This is a genomic window from Scytonema hankhaensis NUACC26, assembly GCF_045865695.1.
Classification (GTDB): domain Bacteria; phylum Cyanobacteriota; class Cyanobacteriia; order Cyanobacteriales; family Nostocaceae; genus Scytonema.
On the sequence record NZ_BAACAP010000115.1, the window covers coordinates 1 to 23693 of the forward strand.

The window sequence follows — 23693 nt, forward strand, 5'->3', positions numbered from 1 at the left end:
ACGGTAATGCTGAATTAAATGCCAGTTCGATAGGGATGGCAAAAGCTGCCTTGGAAGCCATTAACGGGTTAGATTTATTTGGCGTCGATGGTTGCCAAGCATCAGTGATTCATGCTTTGCCTGATGAAATCGCCCGCACTAGGATTACTCTGGAATCTCTTTTACCCAGAGAATCGGCTTCAAAAGAAATTGATGCAGCATTACTTAGCATAATTAGTTTTCCAGCTTTTGCAGTAGAAGATGAGCCTTTGCGAGAGCGGACTTACAACGACATTATTAATAAACTTGAAGGAAAATACGGTTGCAAGCGATTCTTGCGGGATGGACACCAAACAGTTTTAGAAGACACCCATCGCTTGCATTACGAACCTTTTGAACTCAAACAGTTTGAAAAGATTGAGTGTGAATGGCCTTTGTTTTTTACCTATCTCTTTTTAGATGGGTTGTTTCGTGGCAAACAGGAGCAAGTTAAATATTATCAAGAGCGTTTAGAGCCTTTATTAGTCGAGCGAGATGGGTTGCGTCTGTTACCAGAATTGTATTACGTGCCAGAAAAAGCGATAGAAGCAGAAAAGCAAGCACCTCACAGTCAGTTGCGTTTACCGAATGAAAATGTTCCCCTTGTATGGGCACAAAGTTTATATTTTCTCGGTCAAATGTTAAGTGAGGGATTGATAGCTGTTGGTAATATCGATCCTTTGGGAAGATATCTGTACATTAGGAAAAACCAGAAATCTCTAGTTCAAATTGCCCTAATTGCAGAAGATGAAGATTTACAAGCAAAACTAGCAGTTCATGGCATTGAGACGCAAACACCCAAGCAAGTAGAACCAATACAAATCAGACAATCCATCGACCTTTCAGCGATGTATACCCAAATTGGGCGGAACGATAAATTGGGTTTAACGGGGCGTCCAATACGACGACTGAGAAGTTTAACAACGTCTAAAATCTTTCGCATTCGCGGTGAAACGGTGGTCTTTTTACCTTCGTTTTCGGACTCTCAGGTGTTCTACTTAACTCTTGATTACCATTTTTTGGTGGATCAGATTAGAAGTGAACTGGCGTATATGCAAAAATACTGTACTGAGTTAGGGCGTCCTACAATGACTTTGATGTTAACTCACACCATGTTAGAAACGGGGAGTGAAGCATTACTGTCGCTGATGCAAGAACTAAAGGACGGTGTTTGTAATGGTGTTCGGGTAAAATTAGGGCGACTCAATCAGTTGATGCTTACTGCTGCCACTCAAAGAATTGATGTTCTCCAAGATTTTGAGTTTTCTCAATCATCAGTACAAAACGCTACACCTCGCTGTTCTTACTTAGTGTATAATCCACAGAAAAACTGGCAGTTGAGTCATATCCGAGAGTTTCAAGTGGAGAGCGAAACAAATCTTGGATTGCTGCTTGTTGCTTTGCGATCTTCAGAAAATCTTTACGAACAGATTGAGTTGTTACAGACTTTGACTCGTTTGCAAGGGCTGGAGTTTGATACTGGCTTTGGCGGACCGGGGCGTCCTGTCACTGTAGGGGATTTGTTAGATGAAGTGTATACAAAAGCAGGGGATGCGGGAATTTGGGCAGTTGTCCGTCGCGCCGCCGGATTGAGACAAATGAATGATATAGGTTTGTCGGATGTGGTAACGAGTATTTTAGTCCGTGGCAAGCAAATTGCTGTTGGTAAGGCTTATAGCGAAGATTCACTCATCACGCTTCCACTGTCCCACAGTGAAATTGTTGAGAAAATTAATGACTTTTGTCGCGAGGATATCCGCGATCGCGTTTTGACTCAAGAAATTCTCATTTGTTTGAGTACTTTGATTAAAGCAGAACCAGAACTTTTCCAAGGGCTGCTAACACTAAGGGTAGGGTATATTATTTTATTGATTACCAGTGAATTAGCACGGGAATTAGATGTGACTCAGGATGAAGCATACGAACACTTAATGCAGCTTTCGCCTTTTGAAGCGATCGCGAGAGTGCGTCAGGTGTTGTATGAATACTCCAGTATGAGCAATTTATTACGCCAACAAGAGTCATTACACGTCAAACAAAAAGAAAGTGATATTGATTGGGTAGTGCTACCAACTTTAGTGGATGATGTCGAAGATATACCACTAGGGGGTTGGCGACGCTTCCGTCAAGCAGAAGGAACAACCGGGCGTGTACCTAAAGACTTTTTTAAGCAGGTTTGGTTGGTGATGGAACATTGTAAAGGATTGGTTATTGGCGATAAATTGGAGCGACGCAATCGTTTAGATAGTGAAGAAATTTTGTCAGAGATGACTCCAGGGGAAAAGAACTTTGCCCTGCAAATCGAGCATCTGTTGAATAAAATAGAAGCTCCTGAGTACAGACAGGTATGTATTGAGACACTAGTGGAATTGGCAGCGATCGCATCGAGTAATCCCAGCTTGCAAATCGAAGAATACATAGTGCTTGATGTGTTAATTGGTCACGCTGTCCGGTTGGCATGGTTGGATAATCATCGCGACAGACGCGATCGCTATGATGAAGATAAAGCCAGTGCGTGGCGATCGTTTTACAACACTTCTCCTAGAGAGTGCGCCAGTTATATTGTCAAGGCGTTCCGCTTCTTGAGTGAATTTGGTCAAGATTTGGCAGCTTAATTTTTGTGATACGGGGGGTTTGGTAAACTGTTTCTGACCCCCTTTTAGCCCAGCGATTGGAAATCGCGGCTATACAAACGAAGTCCGCAAGGCAAGGACTAAATTATCAAGGAGGTGTACTATTTACTCTACATATCTGGTCTGAACTACTGTCGCCTTCTTTCCCTTTCCTCTTCCTCCTGAGCCTTTCGCATCTGGTATGCAGCCGCTAGCTCACTGTCCATTCCAAAATACTCCTCAGTTTTATCTGATATTTCTTTGATGAGTGCCAACCAGGAATTTTCTGATAAAGGCATACCTGGTTTAGTAGCCACACGATTGTTGAGTTCTATTGATGGGGAAATCACCTTATCAACAAATATAACTGTTCGTGTTAAAGCTACACCTGTAAGAGATGTTGCTAGCATCATAGTTGTTTGCAAATTTTTGCCAGTCTTAACAGCTTGATTGAGAAATTGTTTAGATACATCTACTGTGTGGTCTATAAATTCTTTGGCTGACTCAATCAAAACTGTTAGATCTCCTGCTTGTGGCTGTGTAGTTTCCTCCGACACCGTTGTAGATTGCGAGGGGGAATGCTCAACTTTAACTGTTGCAACAGTCGCATCACTAGTACTCAGTTGCTTGCCTAAATAGTACTTAATAGGGGCAGAACCCCACTTTTGATTAATTTCTATAAGACCATAGGCAGTATATCGAGTTTGAGCAAGAACTTGCTCACATAAATTTTGTAGTTGAGTAAATTGTGAGGATAATTCATCTATAGGACATTCAGAAAGCTTATTTGCCAACCGATAAACTTCCTCAAATATCTCCATTAACTTAGCAACATTTCTTTGAAATTGCTCCATATCATCGGTTAGCGTCATATTTTCAGCCCCAACGCGAACGAATGTCATCAAGCATATCTGTAGTAGAGCGTACCTGTCTGTCTACCTCTGCCAAGTTATCCATCAGTCCTGAAAATTTTCTACTAAGCTGATTTACCTCAGTTTCAGGAATCGTTCTAGATAATGAATTAATTTCCTCAAGCTGGTCAACAATTCTACTAACCATTGAGCGGAACTCTTCAATATCAGATGAAAGGGTCATGTAATTACCTCTAGTTAGTTTTTAGAAAGATTTATCAGTTAGCGAGAAGATTAGCCCAAATCGTGTCAGATGTCTCGACTTTTGAGCCACTAGGCATAATTGATCTTGGTAGTTCAATAACTCCTCTATAGCCCTTAGCGGTAGATCTGGTCTTTGGGCTGTTTCCAAAAATAGCTGGATCTTCTCTCCATCGTCACGGCACCGGGCGAGATTATCGAAAAAGTCTCTGCCTAGTTGGACAGGAGTAAACTTATCGCCACTACCGCCTTGTCCCCCTAATTGGATTTCGGAGAAATTGTTCATAGCGCTGGATTACAAAGATTACACTGCCTTGAAGCTATTCAAGTCACTAGAATCTGTCCTTTTTATTACTTCTATATTGTAAATATACTTTTTAAAAAGTATAAAATTTAACTTTAAGATTTAGAATTTATGTAACTTCCGCTCAATTACCTACCGATTTTTACCTGGGTGCGAGCGCTCCGATCTAAGGCTCAAACTAAAACAGAGCGATCGCTTGGGAGCATTCCAAATGTGGAAATCGATCGAAGTTAGATAAGAGCGTAGTGCAAGCATTGGGATGCTCCCCCTCGCACCTACTGTTTTTTGTGGGGTGAGCGTCTTGCCCGCCCTACACAAATACATACGCATTTTTACTTATAAATAACTAAAATGAGTCATCGACTGTTCTACCAAGCAAGCGCGATTGTTAGTCAGGAAGCTTTGAGTTTGAGATAGCAACGCAGTTATTTCATGGATACTGAACAAATTCTTGTTAAGATTCAAACTACGACAAAAATGAATTTCGCCTATTTTCCCAGCACTTTTACTGATAAAATATCCAATTCAGTAACTTAAACCACAAATCTGTTCTGTCCATGCCTAAATCCGCTGACATCAGCACCAAGAAGTTAATCAGTCTGACACCTGACAATTGGGTCAAATGGGTAACGCAATTCCCCAACATCGTGACTAAAGAAATTCTTAACTCAGAATTTCAGTGGATTAGCCGCGAAAACGATGTGTTAATTCGTGTTGAAAGCCCAGAACTCGGAGAATTTCTCGTACTCAATGAGATACAACTGCGCTACAAGTCCAATATGCCAAAGCGGATACGAGCTTATACAGCACTTGCGGAAGAAAAATATAACTTACTCGTCTATCCCGTACTGATTAACATTCTCAAAAACACAGAAGACAATAGTGCAATTGTCAATCGTTATGAGTCGAGCTTTGCTGGATTACAAGCTCGACAAGACTATCGCGTGATTAATCTTTGGGAAGTTGATGTCGAGATAGTGTTCGAGCAACCGCTACCTGCATTGCTGCCATTTGTGCCAATTCTCAAGGGCGGGGCAGAAGAATCGACAATTCAACAAGCGTTGCGACAATTGCGCGACAACGAGCAATTAAACCAGTTAGAAACAGTGCTAGCATTTTTTGCTAGCTTCGTATTAGATAGTGCGGTAGTACAACAAATCATGAGGTGGGATATGGCGGTTTTAAGAGAATCTCCCTGGTATCAACAAATATTAACAGAGGGTGAAGTACGTGGGGAAGCACGTGGGGAAGCACGTGGGGAAGCACGTGGGGAACGTAAAGGAATTATATCTGGGATTGAACTAGATTTAGAAATCAAATTTGGGACTGAGGGATTACAATTGATGTCACAAATCTCTCAGATTACCGAGCTGCAACAGTTAAAGAGCATTCAACGGGCAGTCAAAACCGTAAACTCCCTAGATCAATTGCAGCAACTTCTTCTGTCATAAAATGTGGGACGGGCGGTTTTGTCAAAGCCGCCTCTAGTGTACTTATCCATTTGTGAAAGTGCTAAATTTATGCACTGCTTTGACTAAATCGTCTGGTGTTCCTATATCTAAATAAGTTCCATCAGGAAATGCTTCTGCTTCTACATGAAAACCTTTTTCAATAGCAGATTGAATAATATCGCCAATGGGTATTTCTGGTAGCTGTGATAAAAGGTTGCTTTTTGCTTTAAGAGGTATGAGGTAATCGTGTAAAAATAAGGTGAACCCAGGCGTCCATACTGCAATACCCCACATATAACGCAAATGCGATCGCTTTGGTTTTTCGACTATAAGATGAACTCTACCCATATCGTCAAAGTCAACCATTCCCGCTTTTGAGGGTTGATTTGTTGGGAATAATCCTAAAACAACATCCGCACCGCTCATTTCTAAGCGAGAGAGTATCCGCGCAAAAGCGTCTTCGGGTTGAAATATAATATCAGGAAAGCCTAAAGCAATGATGGCATCCTGAATAAACGGATATGCCTGATCCAAGGTGAAAGGGACTCCATAAGGTAAACCCATTATTAAGTAACCCAAGGTCATGGAAAGCGTCATGCCATCACCAAAATATGCCGGAATATCCCACTTACCAGGACGTAGTATAAAATATGCTTTGTCTATACCTGCTAGTTGCATTTTTTCTAGCAGATATTGAGAAACGACTTTTGGTCGCCAATCCTGTTGAATTCCAAAGTCTTGAAAGCCAATGGGATATAACTCCTTACTCAGTGGTAAAGGAGAAATTCGCTTTGCTTGTCCACCTGCGGGCAACAGTCCGATAATTTGGCGCTTGTTCATGGGCGATCGCATTTTTATGATTATACCCTTGCATAATCTATAGCGAGAATGCCTTGTCGTCCAGTCACAAAAAAATTTCCCTCCCCAAGCAATGCCGTTCCAAGCATCAATCAAAGGAAGGGTTAGGAAAATTTTACCCCAGAATGGATACTATTTAACAGAAACAGCATCGATATCGATTGTTTCTTTGGTGGAAGTAGAATTTTCGGCAGTACTAGCTGCTTCAACGCCATCTTTGTTCTGACGAGCTTTGAAACCTTCAATTAATATTTGGGATACCTCAGAGACAAGAAGAGTTAGAATGACTACATCGTCTAGTTCTCCCAAAACCGGAATAAAATCTGGGGCAATATCAAATGGGCTGACAACATAAAGTAATGTTCCTAACACAATCCACCAACGATATTTAGGATTGCGTAGTGTACTGCGATACCAGGTGTAAACTGATTGAATAGAAAAGTTCATGTCTTTGTCCTCCAGTTACCTATAATTCTGGCAAGATATGCCCTAAACTTCCTGTAGGAATAACCGCCCTACTTGGTCTGGAATATGCTACATAGCATGGGATTACTAAGTAGCTAGGCGGAAATCAACCTAACTATATTACAAAATGTAAATATACTTGAAATCCTTACTAATGACTTTTGACCAATAACGATCTTCACTAGTTAACTCTAATTGTGCTGACTCACTAATAACTGATAATGAACTACTCCGCCGCATAGGCGGACGGAGTTTCAAGAACCCCGTCACCTACTTGACTAAGCTTTCGACGCTTCGCCTGCCCCAGTTGCTTCATCCCGCCAGTCCGCTTGCGCTTCTTGGAGGATGAAGTAGAGCTGAAACATCCACAGTCTAAGAGGCTCGTTCCAAACCCCTTTTGTTGATTTGTCGCTACGTTGTACATAACCATAGCAGAACCACGGTCACGGGCAACCTCAAAACCACACTCACAAATGTGGTGTCGATTCGAGAGTTTTGCCCATTCCTTGTTTACCTTCCCACAGTTAGGACAACGTTGCGACGGCTTAACTTGTTTGGTAGGAAGCACAATCATCAAACCTCCTTTCTGTTCGATTTTGTAAGCAATCTGTGAATTGAGTGCTCCAAAACCAACAGAAAGCATGGATTTATTGAGTCCAGCTTTTTGCTTTTTGCGCTTGCTACCCTTCTTCGCTTTGCGCGTCATCCCTTTAGTATTGAGTTCTTCAGTTACACCGATGTCATAACGACTAGCAATATCTGATGTAACCTTGTGCTGCCAATTTTTGCGTTGATTTGCAATCTTAGCTTGTAATTTAGAAACTTGCAATATGCCCTTCTTCCAACGTCTAGAAGCTTTGATTTTTTTCTTATGATTTGGCGCACGTTTGCGACGCAAAGCTTTTGACAAATGTTTAATTCTAGCTTCAGATTTTTTAGTAAATTGAGGATTTTCCACTTCGGCAAACTCTTTACCATCGTACAAAGTTAATGCAGTGGCTGTCCCCAAATCAAAAGTTACAATTTTCTCGTATTTTAAGTCAGACTCGGAACCAAACTTTGGTTCTTCAACCTCAATATCAACGGTAAAAGATGCGAACCACTGATTTTTCCCAGGCTTGTAGGATATAGTCAAAGTTGTGGGAATTCCCCAGTCCTTAGCTTTTCCTCTCATCCTGATAGTGATACCCAAATCATTAAGGGTAACGTTTCCGTGTTTACCTTCGGTATTAGCTTTCCATCCTGACTTAGCTGGATACGTCCATCCCGAATATTTGTGGATTGACTTGAATAATGGTCTTTTCCGCAGTCCTTTGAAAAAGGCATTGTAAGCTAAATCAACACGTTTGACAGTAGCTTGCATTGCCTGAGAATGCAGATAGTCAAACTCTACCCATTCTTTTTTGAACTCTGGCAAGCAATTTTGTTGTTCGAGATAAGTAACGCTTTTTTGATTTGCTCTCCATTCGTAGCGACGGTGAGCAATGCAGGCATTGTAAAGATATGCGTGGTCGCGTCTGGCTTGGAACAACAGATCTTCTTGTTCCTTGTTCGGATAGAGTCGAAATACATATCTTCTAGTTACCATCATTGCTCACCTCCTTACTTTTGCTTGACTCGAAGTTTTTGACGAAAATTAGTATAACATGACTTTTAGATATGACAAGAAATTTTTATGACAAAGCTAAGGAGCGGTTCACACGTTGTTTTCTCTATTCACTTGCATATAGTATTCGTTACTAAATACAGGCGGAAAGTATTTACATCACAGATGATTGCGGATATGAAAGAGGTTTTTGAAAGAGTACTGATAGCAAATAATTCTAAACTTGAAGACTGTAATGGTGAACCAGATCATGTTCACCTATTAATTGACCTACACCCAGATAACAATATTTCTGACTTAGTAGCATCTCTAAAATCAGCCAGTAGTCGGATACTACGAGAAAAATATAAACCTGTTATTGATAAATACTACTGGGGTAAAGCTAAACTTTGGCACGACTCTAAGTGTATCGTGTCTTGCGGTGGTGCTCCTCTAGAAACAGTCAAACAATACATTCAAAACCAATCAGGGGGGAGAGAGTAAAATTATGGGGCAAACTCCTTCGGAGACGCTACGCGAACGAACCCCATAATTTTACAGCACACCATCCCCACCACATGGCGGATGGGGAATTCCGCGAAATTGTTAACAACAAGTTATTGAAGTTGTACATTATATCTCTAAAATAAAAGTGCTTTGAGGTAGAAACATTATCTTTGGATGGAGGAAGCGAAAACAGTGGATATCTTAGATCTGTTTAAAAAGGGCGGTCCGGCAATGTGGCCATTGCTTGCCCTATCGATTCTATCTTTAAGTGTCATTTTCGAGCGTTTGTGGTTTTGGTTGCGGATATTAAACCAAGAAAAGCAAATCGTAGAGCGCATCTTGGATGCAGCCCAAACCGATTGGGGAACAGCACGTGAACTTGCCAAACGGAGAACTGATCGACCCATAGGGCGGTTTCTCTATGCCCCCTTGCGTTTTCTGAAAAACGATCCGGAAACTTTTCGACTAGCTTTAGAAGCAACAGCTGAAGATGAATTGGCTGAGATGCGACGGGGAGAAAAAATGTTGGAGGCTGTAATTGCTCTAGCTCCATTATTAGGATTATTAGGTACGGTTTTGGGGTTGATTCGCTCTCTTGGCGATTTACGAATTGGCGATTTGGGTACCGAAGCTACAGCGAATGTACCCGCAGGTATTGGTCAAGCACTTATTAGTACGGCATTTGGTTTGATTGTTGCCACATCAACTTTAGTGTTTTATCGTCTTTTCCAAGGTCTTGTTGTCAACCAAATCAAGATTTTTCATAAAGCAGGTAATGAATTAGAGTTGCTGTATCGTCTGTCACCTCCCAACTACACAGAAGTTACACCTGACCCTCTGGCATTACCTCAAAGTATATTTCGAGATTCTCAAGATAGCGCGAACTCACAGCGAAGAAAAGGTAGAGGTCGGTTGACTGAAACTCCCGAACCACCTCCAGAGTCCGATCTACCAGAACCAACTGATAGCTGAGAAATAGCCTTGATAAGCCAGAGATTTATAAGATGAAAATTAACTTACAAAGCCCGGTAGAAGAAGCTCAAATTCAGATTCTTCCCCTCATTGATGTCATTTTTTGTATTTTGACATTCTTTATTTTGGCTGCTTTGCAGTTTACTCGACAGCAGGCAATTAATATCGATTTACCTAAAGCTAAAACGGGTACTTCTGCTGCTGGTGTCGTGTCACAAGCAGGACGAGATATATTACCCGTGACTATTGATGCTGTTGGTCAAACTTATGTGGAAAAACAGCCAATTAATCGGGAACAACTCAAGTCTGCTTTAGAGGACTATATCAAAAAGAACCCTAAAGGTGTTTTTGTGCTGAATGCCTCTCGGTCTGCAACTTATAATGATGTGATCGAAATGTTAGATTTGTTGCGATCTGTGGGAGGCGATCGCGTTTCGTTGGGAATCATTCCTGGTTCTTCAGGGCAAACGACAGACCCCTCTTTACCTGCTTCTCCCTCTTTCCCAAATAATCCTAATGCACCAGGAGGAGCACCTTTACCAAATACCGTTCCTCCAAATCTCTTCAATCCTCCACCTGCACCCAATCAAATTCCTCCCGGACAAGGGACTACTCCTGTAAATCCATTAGGAAATTCTCCTTCCTTACCTCAAGTACCAGCAGGTGGAAAACCGAATCCTGCTCCAAACAGGTAAGACTGAGTACAGTATGCTTCAGCTTCACATATTTCACTCTTGTCCTCTCGTTCCCAGGCTGAGCCTAGGAACGAGGTGTCAAGAAAGATTTCTGCTAACTTACAACTTATTGGTTTTATGTCAAGCTTTGTTAAGCAATAGATCGAAATCCTTTGTGATGAGATTCACCAGTTATCTTTGATAAGAGGTTATGGTCATGAATATCGGGGCATTATTATTAGTTTGGTTAGTAACAGCCATTGGCTTATTTGTTGTTAGCAAACTGCCATTTGGAGTCGAAATTGACTCACCAGAAAAAGCTTTTCTTTCCGCCGCTGTTTTGGGAATTATAACAGCAGTTGTCAGACCAATTTTACGTCTTGTATTTGCCGTTCCCAATTTTTTGACTTTTAATTTGTTATCCAGCTTCTTCACATTTATTATCTCTGTTGTCAGTTTTGGGATTGCAGCTTGGTTAGTACAAGGTTTCCGCTTGCGTTACGGTGCAGGAAGCGCTATTTTGGGTGCTCTCACGCTCTCTATCTTAAGTAGCTTAATCTACCATTTATTAGGGTTTTAACCATTTGCTAGTTGTTGGTTGTTAGTCGTTGGTTGTTGTTTATTCTTAGAGGATGTTTTAAAAGTCCTTTCATCAGTAGCAAAACGTTCAAGATCCCCCTAAATCCCCCTTAAAAAGGGGGACTTTTAAGAGTATTTCCCCCCTTTTTAAGGGGAGCCAGCGCTGCAGGAGGGTCTCCCTCCGTAGGCGACTGGCGTGGGCTAGGGGGGATCGCGCTCCCAACGGTGACTTTACCAACATCCTCTTAGCTACTAATTACTATAGGGGCATAGGGCATTGCGCCCCTACCAACCATTAACGACTAACTAGCACTAGACTGCTGACTTCTTTGCTCTCGTCTTTTGCGATCTGCTGAGAGCAAATCGGACATAACTGCTATTGCCTGAGACACCTTTTCTAAATTAGAACGGTAGATCTCCAGATCTTTACTCAGTTTGTCATCAGATAAATGCAATCCATCAGCAATTTTTTTCAGTGCTTCAGTGAGTTGCTTTTGGTCTTTTACAAGTTCTGGATCTGATAATTCTAGTAAAGAAAAAATTCCAATCGCAAACAAGCGATTGTACTTAAAGGCTGGGTTTTGAGAAATTGCTTGCAGTGAGGACTGAAGCTCAGCATCTCTGTCTAAATGCGTTTGTTGACTTAACCACGCAATTAATTCTGAAGATGGTAAGCTTTTTGCTACAGATTGTAATCTTTGAGCATCTTGTCTGTAACGTTGCGGATCTTCTTCTAATGCCCGCACAAGAGCGTTAAAAATCGACTCCTTATCCCGTTCCGGCTGGTAGCCTTGCATAAAACGTTCAAAGGCAGTGACGACGCCCAAGGCATAAATTGGTTCGTAGCCAAAATCTACATTGACCGACAGCAAATGCATTTCCACCATTAACTCCTCCACAACCCGACGGTAGATAGTGTTTACCGGGCGGGTATGAAGGTTATAGAAAGTTCGCTTAGTATCAGAGACAGTACGGACGTTATTCACAAATCATAAATATAAGGGCGACGTATTTTTATTGTCTCGCTTTAGGGTAACTTTGCCAAGTTCGGGTTTCTCTTTGTATCAAACTCGTCTAAAATTCGGGATCGATACCTGTTTGCTTCTACACACTATGGTTCTCTCGCAACAACTCCTGACTCTTGCTCGTTACCTTGTTGGTGAATTTGATAATCGAGAACAAGCTTTGGCAGATCCCGCCTGGTACGTTCATTTACGCCTGTGGCACAGAAGAGTACCTCTTTTTCAAGAAGATAGCGTGACTATTTTTGCCGAACAAGCCAATATTGTCCAACTTGAAAAGCCTTACCGTCAGCGAATTTTACGTCTTACCGAAGGACAAAGCGATCGCGTACCCATAAAAGTGCAATATTATATGCCTAAGAATCCTAGCGCTATACTAGGTGCTGGTTGTAACTCCGATTTATTAAATACACTAACGCTTGACCAATTAGAATTGCTACCAAGTTGCGTACTTGATGTCAACCAAGAGGCTTTAGCCCCTGACAGCTACAAGTTTGCTGCTACTCCACCAACAAACACTCTTTGCAGTTTTACGTATGGTAGCAGTACCGTACAAGTTTCTTTGGGCTTTGAATCGACTCAAGATAATTTTATGAGCTTTGACAAAGGTATCGACCCGATAACTGGAAAAGCGACTTGGGGTGCAATTTTAGGACCTTATCGCTATACCAAGCGAGAACAGTATTAATTTGGGAATTGGGAATTGAGCATTGAAAATTCAAGTTTTAGCTGGCAATGCTACGAGGTATACCTTCTAAGGCTTCGTCTTCGGTTTCAAAAATCTCAAACACAGTATCCATCATCGTGACTTCAAACACGAGTTTGGCTTCTGGATGGACATTACAAATCCGAAAACTGCCTTTGACTTTATCAGCATCGCGCATTCCAGCGACTAAGGATGTTAACCCGGAACTATCAATAAAATTGACCTGACCGAGATTAACTACCACATGGGGGCTGAGTTTGGAAATACATTCTTGCAACTTCAGACGAAATTGCCAAGCTGTTGTGATATCGAGTCGTCCTGATGGCGTCAGAACGATAACTCTATTCCCATCTTGGGTTGTATAAGTTTGTTGATCTATGTAAATCACTGAGTCTCCCCTTAGCACTCCTCAATCATCCTCTCATTTCAAGTAAAGTGGACTATTGCTGGCTCTAGCACCAGATGACAAAGCTACAGATCTGGCTGTCATTATTTTTGCTAGGTGCTTACCTTTAGTAGTTTAACTCACTTAATCGGGAGTGGCGATTGGGGATTGGCGATTGGGGAACTCGGGGCCCCCTCTGGGGATAAGGGGCAATGGGGATTAGGGATTGGCGATTGGCGATTGGCGATTGGGGACTGAAAAATCAATAAGTCATCCAGTCACCGGTCACTGGTCACCGGTCACTGGTCACTGGTCACTGGTCACTGGTCACTGGTTACTGATATAGTTTGCCCAATCTTGGGGTTTGAGGAATGTTTCGTACAACTCGGCTTCAGGAGAATTGGGTTCGGGTTGGTAGCCGTATTCCCACCGCACTAAAGGTGGAAGTGACATCAGGATTGATTCGGTGCGTCCATTAGTTTGCAGCCCGAAAATTGTTCCTCTGTCATACACCAAATTGAATTCTACGTACCTTCCTCGGCGATATAGTTGAAAATTACGTTGGCGATCGCTATATTCCATCTTGTGTCGTCTTTCCACAATTGGCACGTAGGATGGTAGAAAAGCACTACCACAATCTTGTACGAAAGCAAACAGTTGTTCCCAAGTGCGTGGTGCTAATTCTCCAACTTCGTTGCTGTAAACAGCAGCCGCACTATCTGTATGAGGACCGCGATACAATGCTCCGCGTCCATCTTGGTAATCAAAAAATAATCCGCCAACACCGCGTGTCTCTTGACGGTGTTTTAAGTAGAAATATTCGTCACACCAACGCTTGAACACCGGATAATAATCCGGAGAATTGGCATCGCAAGCTTGCTTTATTGTTTTGTGAAAATGAGCTGCATCTTCAGCAAAAGGATAGTATGGTGTAAGGTCTGCTCCGCCTCCAAACCACCAAACGGGACCTGCTTCAAAGTAGCGGTAATTTAAATGAACTGTCGGCACATAGGGATTGCGGGGGTGTAATACCATGGAAGTGCCTGTGGCGTAAAAACCATGCCCCTCCGCTTCAGGACGTTGAGCTACGATCGAGGGCGGTAATTGAGTCCCCCAAACTTCTGAAAAATTTACACCGCCTTGTTCAAAGATTGCACCCTCACGCATGACACGAGATCTCCCGCCACCTCCTTCTGGGCGTTCCCAAGAGTCCTCATGAAATTGTCCCATGCCATCGAGTTCTACCAACGTTTGAGAAATTTGGTCTTGCAACTGTTTCATGAACTGACTGACTCTGGTTTTAGCGTCAGTTGGCAGGTTGTGTGTGGGTTCTGCTATCAAAGTTGGGATTTTAGCGTTGGTCAACATAAACTCTTTACAAGTGTTTGGCATGACTACAGTTTAGTTATTTTCTCTCAAATGCGTGTTCGCTTGTATGTTTGTTTATTTTTCTCAACTTATTTGTGGTTGGGTAAAGTTTAAGTATTGTTTCGACAATTCGACAAACCCCTTTGTATTTCATACTTCATCCTTCAGATGGCTTGCTATGTATGGGGAGATTTTGAGAAAGTTAAATGCGAAGTTAAACGACAAAACAGATGTGTACTGTGTCAAAGTTACCAGTTGTTGCGAAAGAAAGGCAGAGGGCAGAGGGCAGAAGGCAGAAGGCAAAATTGTAAAATTTAATATAAAAATAAGTTTTCTGTGCCATCGGCTCTTATGGTCTAAAGCCCCTACTTTTAAGTATGGAGAAAAAATGCGTAGCAAATTTATCAAATATCTCATATTTATGCCTAGGGATTCCTTCTGCCCTCTGCCTTCGTACTTCTGCCTTTTTAAGTGTAGCGAGGAGGAAGATTAGGAAGATGCTCAGTTGTTTATCCAAATTCGTCCATCGCAAACGTCGTCTGTTTTGCGCTTCTCTAGTACGCACGTACCGGGAGATCAGTTCTGCTTCTGTAGATGAATTATGGCAAAAAGTGGTGGACATAGCTGATGTTTCCTGGCATCCACTGCTGAAAAGTACTAATGTCCCCTATGGACTAGTTCCGAAACCTGGGTTAATTTATCAGGCAGTCACGCGCTTGTCTCCCATTCCTATCAGGATTTTTGTGGAGATTGTTAATCCTAGAGAATTATTGAGTATACGAGTGCTAGCTATTCCCGGAGTTGAGGAACGGGTCACTTACAAAGTAGAATCCACAGTTTGTGGGACTTGTTTATCTTATTCTGTAACATTACGTGGTTGGCTATCGCCTCTGATTTGGTCGTTTTCCCGTCCTTATGCGGATCGTGTCGCCAGAGCCTTAGTTGAAGCGGTTGAATTGTCAGGACAAACAAAATCTATCAAAGATAGTTGTTTTGACTTCTAGAAACTAGTCATTGGTCATTGGTCACTGGTCACTGGTCACTGGTCACTGATACCCAATCCCCTAAAATAATAATTGTTCGGTATTAAGGTAACAAAACGTTATGTATGATGTGCTTGATTCTCATTCAGTTTTAGAAGTCTTGCGCCCAGTACAAGATCCAGAACTTCGTAAAAGTCTGGTAGAAATGAATATGATTCGCAATATCAAAATTGATGGCGGTCAGGTTAGCTTTACCTTGGTACTGACAACTCCTGCGTGTCCTTTGCGTGAATTTATTGTAGAAGATTGTCAAAAAGCTGTTAAGCAATTACCGGGTGTAACCAATGTTTCTGTAGAGGTGACAGCAGAAACGCCTCAACAAAAAAGCTTGCCCGATCGCAATGGGATTCCAGGTGTAAAAAATATTATTGCGGTTTCTAGCGGTAAGGGGGGAGTCGGTAAAAGTACGGTTGCCGTTAATGTTGCGGTTGCGTTAGCACAAACAGGAGCCAAAGTTGGCTTGCTTGATGCTGATATTTATGGACCGAACGATCCAACTATGCTAGGACTGGGTGATGCTGAAATGGTTGTCAGATCGACACCAAAAGGCGAAATTTTAGAACCAGCTTTTAATCATGGTGTCAAACTCGTCTCCATGGGATTTTTGATTGACCGAGACCAACCTGTTATTTGGCGCGGACCGATGCTTAATGGCGTGATTCGTCAGTTTCTCTACCAAGTTGAGTGGGAAGAGTTAGACTATTTGATTGTCGATATGCCTCCGGGAACAGGGGATGCTCAGCTAACATTAGCACAGGCAGTTCCAATGGCAGGAGCAGTGATTGTCACTACCCCACAAACTGTAGCACTGTTGGATGCTCGCAAGGGTTTGCGGATGTTCCAGCAAATGAACGTGCCAATTTTGGGAATAGTAGAAAATATGAGCTACTTTATTCCACCAGATATGCCAGATAAACAGTATGACATTTTTGGTTCTGGAGGTGGTTCTAAAACTGCAACTGAATTGGGCGTACCGTTACTAGGATGCGTACCTATGGAAATTTCTACCAGAGTCGGTGGCGATAATGGTGTTCCTATTGTTGTGGCTGACCCAGATTCAGCAAGTGCTAAAGCTTTAAGTACGATCGCACTTGCAATTGCGGGTAAAGTATCAGTTGCTGCTCTAACCTAAAATTCTCAAAATTTGTCTGGTTGAAGCAGCAGAAACACCGAATAATTAATTCAAAATATTTAAAATCCCACAATGTTGTTAAAACGTTCGCTTCCCAGAGTTCGCTGGAAGTATTGGTTTAAACCCTGGCAGCAAGTAGATTTGTTGTTATTTATATTACCAGTTGCACTCACTATATTTGGCGGTATCATGATCCGCAGTACAGAATTGAACCAAGGTCTTACGGACTGGTGGTGGCATTGGCTAATGGGTGGTATTGGTCTCATCCTAGCCATTTTCATTTCTAGATGCCGTTACGATAACCTGATTCAGTGGCATTGGATAACATACGCCATAACAAATGCTAGCTTAATTGCAGTGATGTTAGTCGGTCATAGTGCTAAAGGTGCTCAAAGATGGATTAGCGTTGCTGGCTTTAACGTCCAACCTTCAGAATTCGCCAAAATAGGTTTAATAATCACCTTAGCAGTGATGTTACATAAGCGCACTGCTTCTAATTTAGATAATGTTATTAGAGCTTTAGGAATTACCGCAGTACCGTGGGCATTGGTGTTTTTACAGCCAGATTTGGCAACATCACTGGTATTTGGTGCGATCGTATTAGGGATGTTGTATTGGGCAAACGCTAACCCAGGTTGGTTAATACTGTTAGTTTCTCCAATTATTGCAGCTATTTTGTTCGGCGTACATTGGCCCTTCTCCATTACGTTATTTGGAGACTTCAGTGTCACCCCCTTGGGATTGTTATGGTCGTTTGCCATGGGATTGCTTGGCTTTTTAACTCTTCCTTGGCGTCGATACGGACTAGGCGGGATAAGTGCTTTATCCCTTAATCTTTTAGGTGGGGAATTAGGTGTATTTGCGTGGAATCATGTATTAAAAGAGTATCAAAAAGACCGTTTAACCGTATTTGTCAACCCGGAACACGATCCTTTAGGAGCAGGATATCACCTCATCCAATCCCGGATTGCCATTGGTGCGGGTGAATGGTGGGGATGGGGTCTTTTTAAAGGTCCCATGACTCAGTTAAATTTCGTTCCCGAACAACACACAGACTTTATTTTCTCCGCAGTTGGTGAAGAATTCGGTTTTATTGGCTGTTTGGTCATTCTCTTGACCTTTTGTGTAATTTGTCAGCGCCTGCTACACATTGCCCAAACTTCCAAAGATAACTTTGGTTCCTTGCTGGCTATAGGCGTTTTATCCATGATCGTGTTTCAAATGGTTGTGAACATCGGCATGACTGTTGGTTTAGCGCCTGTTGCAGGAATTCCTCTCCCTTGGATGAGTTATGGACGTTCTGCTATGCTGAAAAACTTTATTGCCCTAGGACTTGTGGAGTCAGTCGCTAATTTCCGGCAAAAACAAAAGTATTAAGTGACCACCTGACCAGTGACCACCTGACCAGTGACCAGTGACCACCTGACCAATGACCCAGAACTCGTAGTAAGCTAGAAGTAGGAGCAAGTAAGGGTTAACAATATGATTCTTCTGCCTGGAGCAACTGTTCGTGTTAAGAATCCTACAGATACTTACTATCGCTACGAAGGTCTCGTACAACGAGTGAGCGATGGCAAAGTAGCCGTTCTATTTGAAGGTGGGAATTGGGATAAATTGGTGACATTCCGTCTTTCTGAGTTAGAACCTGTAGAAACAACAGCACGGAAAAAGAAATAGTTATTGGTCAAGTGTCATTTGTCCTTTGTTGTTTGTCATCAGTTATTTGTCCTTTATCATTCTTCCCTTATGTAAATGATGAGCGATCGATGACCAATCACTAATGACTAATGACTAATGACTAATGACTAACGACCAATGCCCAATGCCCAATGACCTAGATTATGCGCCTTCCGTTACCACAGTTTGATAGAAGCAATCGTCATCCCAACCATATCGCTGAGGTGATAGAAACGGCAACTTGCGAGTTTTTAGCTCAGTGTTTGGAACCAGAGGATTTAAGCTTTCCCTCAATGCCTCCTTTTGGTAGCTGGGTTCGTTCTCTAGATGAAGAGTCCAGGAATCAAATTTATGGAGTTGTCTATCATGTGACAACTATGCCCATAGATTCGGTACATCGAGCAGTGGCTTTGGGTTTATCACTGGAGGATTTGCGATCGGAACAACCTCAAATTTTTGCTATGCTCAAAACTGAGTTTCGGGCTGCAATTGTGGGGTTTGAACAACCGGGCAACGATCGCTTTGTCAATGGGAAAATTTATCAATATCTACCACCTCGTCCACCTCAAATCCATCAAGCTGTTTATCGCTGTGAACCGGAAATAGTCATTAAATTCACCGAAGACTTAGATTTTTTACAGACATTACTGTCTATCAGTGGTGCGCCAGTGGATTCTTTAATTGCAGCAGCTATTAGAGATGTATATCAGCTACGCAAAGCCGACAGACAATGGCTTGTCAAAGCTGGACGTACTCTCAGTGTACTGCTGAAAGAGGATTACGATCGCCTGCGATTTATCTTAGGTCAAATCCACCCATAGGTAGGTCTTAGATAATCGTTGGGGTCGTGTCAGAAAAATTTTTATTTTTTTCAGGGTTGATTTGCAATTTGTTAAGTTTTAATAATTAAGAGACACCTCAATCGAAGCCCTCTATTGCCATTTCTGCGTCCTACCTATGGAACTCATCTTACAAGTTCTTGCTTTGGAACCCGCTGTCCAAGTTCTTAGCAAGGAACATTTTGTTCCCATTGCTATTCTGTTGGTAGTCATTTTAGTTGTACCAATCCTGTTTGAACGGCTGCGATTGCCAGGATTAGTAGGATTGCTTCTCGCCGGGTTAGTTCTCGGACCGAATGGCTTTAGTATTCTGCATAAAGATTCTGCTCTCATAAATTCACTTTCGGATATTGGGTTAGTTTACCTGATATTTGTAGCGAGTTTACAAGTCGATATACAACAATTTCGTCGCGTAAAAAGTCGTTCGTTGGGATTTGGATTTTTTACGTTTATAGTTCCTGTAATCGTGGGAACTGCCATAGGACGAATTTTTAACTTTGATTGGAATGCTTCTATTTTAATTGGCTCTCTACTGGCTTCCCACACTCTGGTTGCATATCCCAAACTCGCTCGCTTGGGTGTTGTTAATAATGAAGCTGTGGCTGTTACTGTTGGAGCCACGATTGTTACCGATCTTGCTGCTTTGCTGGTATTAGCGGGTTGCTTAGTCATTCATAGAACCGAGGACTTTAATTATAGTTTATTTGTTGGGTTAATTAGTTCTTTAATTGTCTACTCAATTGTAGTTGTAGTAGGTTTTGATTGGTTAGGTAAAGAGTTTTTCCGCCGTTCGGGAGACGAAGAAGGACATCAATTTTTATTTGTTATGCTTTCTGTATTTGTGACTTTTATAGGAGCACAAATTATTGGTGTAAATAAGATCGTAGCAGCTTTTCTAGCTGGTTTAGGTGTTAATGAAATATTGGGAGAAGGTCCAGTAAAAGATAAGGTATTATTTGTTGGTAACGTATTATTTATTCCTATCTTCTTTGTGAATCTGGGGTTGCAGATAGATTTACTATCGTTGGCAAATCTTCAGAATTTATGGTTAACGGTTCTGATTGTTGTCGGTTTAATTATAAGTAAATTTATTGCGGCTTTTTTAGCAAAAGTGACTTATCGCTACACTTGGCAAGAAGCGATTACAATGTGGTCGTTGTCAATACCTCAAGTAGGTACGACATTGGCAGCAGCGTTGGTTGGTTATGAAGCTAAATTGCTGAATATTCAAACTCTCAATAGTATCATTGTTTTGATGCTGCTGACTTCAATATTAGGTCCGTTAATAACAAGTCGTTCTGCCGTTGGGTTAACGTCTCCACTATGTAAAGAGCAGAAAGCTATGGTTCCTCATCAAAAGTCAGAGGAACGAAACGATCGCTATACCATTATTGTTCCCGTGTACAATCCCCAAACCCAGCAACACCTGATTGAAATGGCGGGACTGCTGGCACGACAAACACATGGTAAGATAGTCCCTCTGGCGATCGCAACTGCTTTTGCCCATATGGATTCGCCTCAGTTGGAAGCCTCGGTTCAACGGAGTCAACGCTTGCTAGCAAAAGCAACAGCACTGAGTAAAGTTTTAGGTGTAGAAGCTCAACCCTTGATGCGAATTGACGATGCTTTTGCTCAAGGAATCAGTCGGGCTTCGCGAGAACAAAAGGCAAGTTTGATTGTCATGGGTTGGGGGAAACGGACTGGGTTAAAAGCACGTTTGTTTGGCAATGTCATTGATAACGTTCTATGGTCTTCTCATTGTCCGGTAGCTGTCACTCGTTTGGTGGATTCACCTAGTAAAATTCAACGGATTCTAGTTCCATTAGAAAATTTAACGCCACCTTCATTACAATCAGTACAGTTTGCCCAAACCTTAGCAGAAGCAAACCAAGCACAAGTGACGTTGCTAAACGTGTGCGAACGTCGTACTAGTTCCAACAAGATTGCTTGGCGGCGATCGCAACTCTCATTAGCTATATCTAAACTTGGAACACCAAATCCGCCAGAAATTCAAATTTTAGCTCATGAGAATACCGCTCAAGCAATTTTGCAAGCAGCTAGATTATTTGATTTAGTGGTCTTGCCTTTTGTCCGCAATCGTACTAGCCCGGACAGGTTAGCAATTAGTGATGTCACGACTCAACTGGCTAATCAACTCACCTGTTCTATTGTAGTGCTTGGAGAACCCCAACGCATTCAAACAGCAGTTGTCCCTGCTGACGTTCCTGCAGCCACAGCAGCCATGTCTGAGGGGGTTGTGTAATCACCTGACCAGTGACCACCTGACCAGTGACCACCTGACCAGTGACAAATACGTAAAAAACTTTATTTTTATAAAGTTTTCGTAAAATATAGCTGAAACACTAACAATAGGTAGACAATGTTTGTTATTTTTTTTATGACTTGTGAAAAGCCGCGAGTACTAGAGATAACAAGCATTCATCCAGGGGCAACTAGCTATATCTATCTATAACTCTGTTGATAACGTATATTTCTTCTGCTGTATTTTTGTTTAAAGCCTGGGTAATCTAAGTACAAGCGCAAGCGAAGAAAGCAAACATTTCTTAGTAACTGGGAAACTATGAGAATTTTGGTAACGGGCGGTGCTGGGTTTATTGGGTCTCATCTGATCGATAGACTCATAAGTGATGGGCATGAAGTCATTTGTCTGGATAATTTTTACACGGGACATAAACGTAATATTTTGAAATGGCTGGATCACCCATATTTTGAGATGATTCGCCACGATATTACAGAGCCAATTAGATTGGAAGTCGATCAAATCTACCATCTAGCTTGTCCTGCTTCCCCAGTACATTACCAGTACAATCCGGTAAAAACAGTGAAAACCAACGTTATGGGTACGCTGAATATGTTGGGATTGGCTAAGCGTGTCAAAGCAAGATTTTTGTTAGCGTCAACAAGTGAAGTCTACGGCGATCCAAACGTTCATCCCCAAAGCGAGGAGTACTGGGGTAACGTGAATCCTATTGGAATTCGCTCTTGCTATGACGAAGGAAAGCGCATTGCTGAAACTTTGACTTTTGATTATTACAGACAAAATAAAGTTGATGTCCGAGTTGCAAGAATATTTAATACCTACGGACCTCGAATGCTGGAAAATGACGGTCGTGTGGTGAGCAACTTTGTGGTTCAAGCATTGCGAAGGACTCCTTTGACTGTTTATGGAGAGGGTTCGCAAACCCGCAGTTTTTGCTATGTATCTGACTTGGTAGACGGTCTGATGCGTCTCATGAATAACGAATACGTCGGTCCGGTCAATTTGGGCAATCCTGATGAGTATACAATTCTAGAGTTGGCGCAAGCAGTGCAAAACCTTGTTAACCCTGACGCAGAAATTCAGTTTGAGCCACTACCTTCGGACGACCCACGCCGTCGTCGCCCTGATATTACGAGAGCAAAAACTTGGTTGAATTGGGAACCTAGCGTTCCTTTACAAGAGGGGTTAAAACTGACTGTAGAAGATTTTCGCGAGCGTATCAAAAATGGTCAATAGTCCCATAGTTAGAAAACTGTTAACTTTGGGAACTATAAACCATAACCTTTTGACTTCTTCTGAAAGCTTCTTCAAACAATTACCCCATAAAACGAGGAATAAAACGAAATGCGTGTTTGTGTTATAGGTACTGGTTACGTTGGTTTAGTAACAGGCGCTTGCTTAGCTCACATTGGTCATGATGTTATTTGTGTAGACAATAACGAAGAAAAAGTCAAAATTATGAAGTCCGGGCAATCACCTATATTTGAGCCGGGACTGTCAGAAATTATGCAATCTGCCATTAATGCAGAAAAAATTGAATTTACGACAGATTTGGCTGCGGGCGTTGCTCATGGGGAAGTTTTGTTTATTGCCGTTGGAACACCACCTCTGCCAACTGGTGAAAGCGATACTCGCTACGTTGAGGCTGTAGCTCGTGGTATTGGCGCTCATTTGAATGGTGGTTATAAGGTTATTGTTAACAAGTCTACAGTACCTATCGGTTCTGGTGACTGGGTACGAATGATTGTTTTAGATGGCATTGCCGAACGTCAAAAAACTCTTGTCACCGCAGGTGGTGCTTCAGAATTAGAGAGATTGCCTGAAATTACAGCTGAGTTTGATGTTGTGAGCAACCCAGAGTTTCTACGGGAAGGCTCGGCTGTATATGATACTTTTAATCCAGACCGTATCGTTTTGGGAGGTAACAGCCCAAGAGCGATCGCACTCATGCAGCAACTCTATGCTCCCATTGTTGAGCGTAAGTTTGCTGAAAACCAATCTTTACCTCCCGTACCAGTATTGGCAACAGATTTGAGTTCGGCAGAAATGATTAAATATGCCGCTAACGCTTTCTTAGCAACCAAGATTAGTTTTATTAACGAA

At 42.0% G+C, this 23693-nt stretch carries 24 protein-coding genes; 15 read left to right on the forward strand and 9 right to left on the reverse strand.

The window, feature by feature from the left end:
- Positions 1-2633, forward strand: a 2633-nt coding sequence (locus tag ACKTT2_RS05735; protein WP_407884895.1) for a glycoside hydrolase family 15 protein, incomplete at its 5' end; no start/stop codon positions are given.
- Between the two features lie 146 nt (positions 2634-2779).
- On the opposite strand, the gene ACKTT2_RS05740 is transcribed toward ACKTT2_RS05735, so the two are convergent.
- Genes ACKTT2_RS05740 through ACKTT2_RS05750 form a run of 3 tightly spaced genes read right to left on the reverse strand, consistent with a single transcriptional unit; the run spans position 2780 to position 4028 of the window.
- Positions 2780-3532 carry a hypothetical protein gene (locus tag ACKTT2_RS05740; RefSeq protein WP_407884897.1) on the reverse strand — a complete coding sequence of 251 codons (753 nt, stop codon included), beginning with the start codon at positions 3530-3532 and terminating at the stop codon, positions 2780-2782.
- Positions 3507-3725 (reverse strand): hypothetical protein, encoded by a 219-nt coding sequence (locus ACKTT2_RS05745; RefSeq protein ID WP_407884899.1) that lies wholly within the window; start codon positions 3723-3725, stop codon positions 3507-3509. The genes ACKTT2_RS05740 and ACKTT2_RS05745 overlap by 26 nt, the downstream gene beginning before the upstream one ends.
- Before the next feature lie 21 nt (positions 3726-3746).
- Positions 3747-4028 carry a hypothetical protein gene (locus ACKTT2_RS05750; RefSeq protein WP_407884901.1) on the reverse strand — a complete coding sequence of 94 codons (282 nt, stop codon included), beginning with the start codon at positions 4026-4028 and terminating at the stop codon, positions 3747-3749.
- A gap of 575 nt (positions 4029-4603) precedes the next feature.
- Here ACKTT2_RS05750 and ACKTT2_RS05755 point away from each other — a divergent pair.
- A complete protein-coding gene (locus tag ACKTT2_RS05755) occupies positions 4604-5497 on the forward strand; it encodes an RpnC/YadD family protein (RefSeq protein ID WP_407884903.1) in 894 nt (297 codons plus the stop codon).
- Between the two features lie 42 nt (positions 5498-5539).
- Here ACKTT2_RS05755 and ACKTT2_RS05760 read toward each other — a convergent pair whose 3' ends face one another.
- From ACKTT2_RS05760 to ACKTT2_RS05770, 3 genes are all read right to left on the reverse strand, one after another.
- The gene (locus ACKTT2_RS05760) at positions 5540-6337 is read right to left on the reverse strand and encodes a nucleotidyltransferase family protein (RefSeq protein ID WP_407884904.1); all 798 of its coding nucleotides are present in this window, start codon (positions 6335-6337) and stop codon (positions 5540-5542) included.
- Between the two features lie 150 nt (positions 6338-6487).
- Positions 6488-6802 (reverse strand): YkvA family protein, encoded by a 315-nt coding sequence (locus tag ACKTT2_RS05765; protein ID WP_407884907.1) that lies wholly within the window; start codon positions 6800-6802, stop codon positions 6488-6490.
- 244 nt (positions 6803-7046) lie between these two features.
- Positions 7047-8411 (reverse strand): RNA-guided endonuclease InsQ/TnpB family protein, encoded by a 1365-nt coding sequence (locus tag ACKTT2_RS05770; RefSeq protein WP_407884909.1) that lies wholly within the window; start codon positions 8409-8411, stop codon positions 7047-7049.
- Positions 8412-8495: 84 nt separating this feature from the next.
- On the opposite strand from ACKTT2_RS05770, the gene tnpA reads away from it, so the two are divergent.
- From tnpA to ACKTT2_RS05790, 4 genes are all read left to right on the forward strand, one after another.
- Positions 8496-8909: an IS200/IS605 family transposase gene (gene tnpA / locus ACKTT2_RS05775; protein ID WP_407884911.1), complete on the forward strand. Its 414-nt coding sequence runs from the start codon at positions 8496-8498 to the stop codon at positions 8907-8909.
- 195 nt (positions 8910-9104) lie between these two features.
- The gene (locus ACKTT2_RS05780; protein ID WP_407884913.1) at positions 9105-9884 is read left to right on the forward strand and encodes a MotA/TolQ/ExbB proton channel family protein; all 780 of its coding nucleotides are present in this window, start codon (positions 9105-9107) and stop codon (positions 9882-9884) included.
- Positions 9885-9916: 32 nt separating this feature from the next.
- Positions 9917-10579, forward strand: coding sequence for an ExbD/TolR family protein (locus ACKTT2_RS05785; protein ID WP_407884915.1), 663 nt, complete (start codon positions 9917-9919; stop codon positions 10577-10579).
- 196 nt (positions 10580-10775) lie between these two features.
- Positions 10776-11138 carry a phage holin family protein gene (locus ACKTT2_RS05790; RefSeq protein WP_407884917.1) on the forward strand — a complete coding sequence of 121 codons (363 nt, stop codon included), beginning with the start codon at positions 10776-10778 and terminating at the stop codon, positions 11136-11138.
- A 301-nt stretch (positions 11139-11439) separates the two neighbouring features.
- Here the strand turns inward: ACKTT2_RS05790 and psb29 are convergent, their stop codons facing one another.
- Positions 11440-12123 (reverse strand): photosystem II biogenesis protein Psp29, encoded by a 684-nt coding sequence (gene psb29, locus ACKTT2_RS05795; RefSeq protein WP_407884919.1) that lies wholly within the window; start codon positions 12121-12123, stop codon positions 11440-11442.
- Between the two features lie 127 nt (positions 12124-12250).
- On the opposite strand from psb29, the gene ACKTT2_RS05800 reads away from it, so the two are divergent.
- Complete coding sequence (locus ACKTT2_RS05800; RefSeq protein WP_407884921.1) at positions 12251-12847, forward strand: chromophore lyase CpcT/CpeT; 597 nt, start codon at positions 12251-12253, stop codon at positions 12845-12847.
- 37 nt (positions 12848-12884) lie between these two features.
- Here ACKTT2_RS05800 and ACKTT2_RS05805 read toward each other — a convergent pair whose 3' ends face one another.
- Together ACKTT2_RS05805 and hemF are read right to left on the reverse strand one after the other, a co-directional pair.
- The gene (locus ACKTT2_RS05805) at positions 12885-13253 is read right to left on the reverse strand and encodes an STAS domain-containing protein (RefSeq protein WP_407884923.1); all 369 of its coding nucleotides are present in this window, start codon (positions 13251-13253) and stop codon (positions 12885-12887) included.
- Positions 13254-13577: 324 nt separating this feature from the next.
- Positions 13578-14618, reverse strand: a complete 1041-nt coding sequence (hemF, locus tag ACKTT2_RS05810; protein WP_407884938.1) for an oxygen-dependent coproporphyrinogen oxidase — start codon at positions 14616-14618, stop codon at positions 13578-13580.
- Between the two features lie 497 nt (positions 14619-15115).
- Here hemF and ACKTT2_RS05815 point away from each other — a divergent pair, with 497 nt between their 5' ends.
- From ACKTT2_RS05815 to ACKTT2_RS05850, 8 genes are all read left to right on the forward strand, one after another.
- A complete protein-coding gene (locus tag ACKTT2_RS05815; RefSeq protein ID WP_407884925.1) occupies positions 15116-15622 on the forward strand; it encodes an SRPBCC family protein in 507 nt (168 codons plus the stop codon).
- 100 nt (positions 15623-15722) lie between these two features.
- Positions 15723-16793 carry an Mrp/NBP35 family ATP-binding protein gene (locus ACKTT2_RS05820; RefSeq protein ID WP_407884927.1) on the forward strand — a complete coding sequence of 357 codons (1071 nt, stop codon included), beginning with the start codon at positions 15723-15725 and terminating at the stop codon, positions 16791-16793.
- Positions 16794-16865: 72 nt separating this feature from the next.
- Positions 16866-18170, forward strand: coding sequence for a rod shape-determining protein RodA (gene rodA / locus ACKTT2_RS05825; protein ID WP_407884929.1), 1305 nt, complete (start codon positions 16866-16868; stop codon positions 18168-18170).
- 108 nt (positions 18171-18278) lie between these two features.
- Positions 18279-18470: an NAD(P)H dehydrogenase subunit NdhS gene (locus ACKTT2_RS05830; RefSeq protein ID WP_407884939.1), complete on the forward strand. Its 192-nt coding sequence runs from the start codon at positions 18279-18281 to the stop codon at positions 18468-18470.
- A 164-nt stretch (positions 18471-18634) separates the two neighbouring features.
- Positions 18635-19291: an HAS-barrel domain-containing protein gene (locus ACKTT2_RS05835; protein ID WP_407884931.1), complete on the forward strand. Its 657-nt coding sequence runs from the start codon at positions 18635-18637 to the stop codon at positions 19289-19291.
- Positions 19292-19427: 136 nt separating this feature from the next.
- Positions 19428-21572, forward strand: coding sequence for a cation:proton antiporter domain-containing protein (locus ACKTT2_RS05840; protein ID WP_407884933.1), 2145 nt, complete (start codon positions 19428-19430; stop codon positions 21570-21572).
- Positions 21573-21890: 318 nt separating this feature from the next.
- Positions 21891-22826, forward strand: a complete 936-nt coding sequence (locus ACKTT2_RS05845; protein WP_407884935.1) for a UDP-glucuronic acid decarboxylase family protein — start codon at positions 21891-21893, stop codon at positions 22824-22826.
- Positions 22827-22934: 108 nt separating this feature from the next.
- A partial coding sequence (locus ACKTT2_RS05850) for a UDP-glucose dehydrogenase family protein (protein ID WP_407884937.1) occupies positions 22935-23693 on the forward strand: 759 nt, incomplete at its 3' end.

What these genes read in the sequence shown, in the direction of transcription:
- ACKTT2_RS05740 (WP_407884897.1), bottom strand. Translation starts at nt 3,532, where the DNA reads ATGACATTCGTTCGCGTTGGGGCTGAAAATATGACGCTAACCGATGAT.
- ACKTT2_RS05745 (WP_407884899.1), bottom strand. Translation starts at nt 3,725, where the DNA reads ATGACCCTTTCATCTGATATTGAAGAGTTCCGCTCAATGGTTAGTAGA.
- ACKTT2_RS05750 (WP_407884901.1), bottom strand. Translation starts at nt 4,028, where the DNA reads ATGAACAATTTCTCCGAAATCCAATTAGGGGGACAAGGCGGTAGTGGC.
- ACKTT2_RS05755 (WP_407884903.1), top strand. Translation starts at nt 4,604, where the DNA reads ATGCCTAAATCCGCTGACATCAGCACCAAGAAGTTAATCAGTCTGACA.
- ACKTT2_RS05760 (WP_407884904.1), bottom strand. Translation starts at nt 6,337, where the DNA reads ATGAACAAGCGCCAAATTATCGGACTGTTGCCCGCAGGTGGACAAGCA.
- ACKTT2_RS05765 (WP_407884907.1), bottom strand. Translation starts at nt 6,802, where the DNA reads ATGAACTTTTCTATTCAATCAGTTTACACCTGGTATCGCAGTACACTA.
- ACKTT2_RS05770 (WP_407884909.1), bottom strand. Translation starts at nt 8,411, where the DNA reads ATGATGGTAACTAGAAGATATGTATTTCGACTCTATCCGAACAAGGAA.
- tnpA (WP_407884911.1), top strand. Translation starts at nt 8,496, where the DNA reads ATGACAAAGCTAAGGAGCGGTTCACACGTTGTTTTCTCTATTCACTTG.
- ACKTT2_RS05785 (WP_407884915.1), top strand. Translation starts at nt 9,917, where the DNA reads ATGAAAATTAACTTACAAAGCCCGGTAGAAGAAGCTCAAATTCAGATT.
- ACKTT2_RS05790 (WP_407884917.1), top strand. Translation starts at nt 10,776, where the DNA reads ATGAATATCGGGGCATTATTATTAGTTTGGTTAGTAACAGCCATTGGC.
- ACKTT2_RS05800 (WP_407884921.1), top strand. Translation starts at nt 12,251, where the DNA reads ATGGTTCTCTCGCAACAACTCCTGACTCTTGCTCGTTACCTTGTTGGT.
- hemF (WP_407884938.1), bottom strand. Translation starts at nt 14,618, where the DNA reads ATGTTGACCAACGCTAAAATCCCAACTTTGATAGCAGAACCCACACAC.
- ACKTT2_RS05815 (WP_407884925.1), top strand. Translation starts at nt 15,116, where the DNA reads ATGCTCAGTTGTTTATCCAAATTCGTCCATCGCAAACGTCGTCTGTTT.
- ACKTT2_RS05820 (WP_407884927.1), top strand. Translation starts at nt 15,723, where the DNA reads ATGTATGATGTGCTTGATTCTCATTCAGTTTTAGAAGTCTTGCGCCCA.
- rodA (WP_407884929.1), top strand. Translation starts at nt 16,866, where the DNA reads ATGTTGTTAAAACGTTCGCTTCCCAGAGTTCGCTGGAAGTATTGGTTT.
- ACKTT2_RS05835 (WP_407884931.1), top strand. Translation starts at nt 18,635, where the DNA reads ATGCGCCTTCCGTTACCACAGTTTGATAGAAGCAATCGTCATCCCAAC.
- ACKTT2_RS05840 (WP_407884933.1), top strand. Translation starts at nt 19,428, where the DNA reads ATGGAACTCATCTTACAAGTTCTTGCTTTGGAACCCGCTGTCCAAGTT.
- ACKTT2_RS05845 (WP_407884935.1), top strand. Translation starts at nt 21,891, where the DNA reads ATGAGAATTTTGGTAACGGGCGGTGCTGGGTTTATTGGGTCTCATCTG.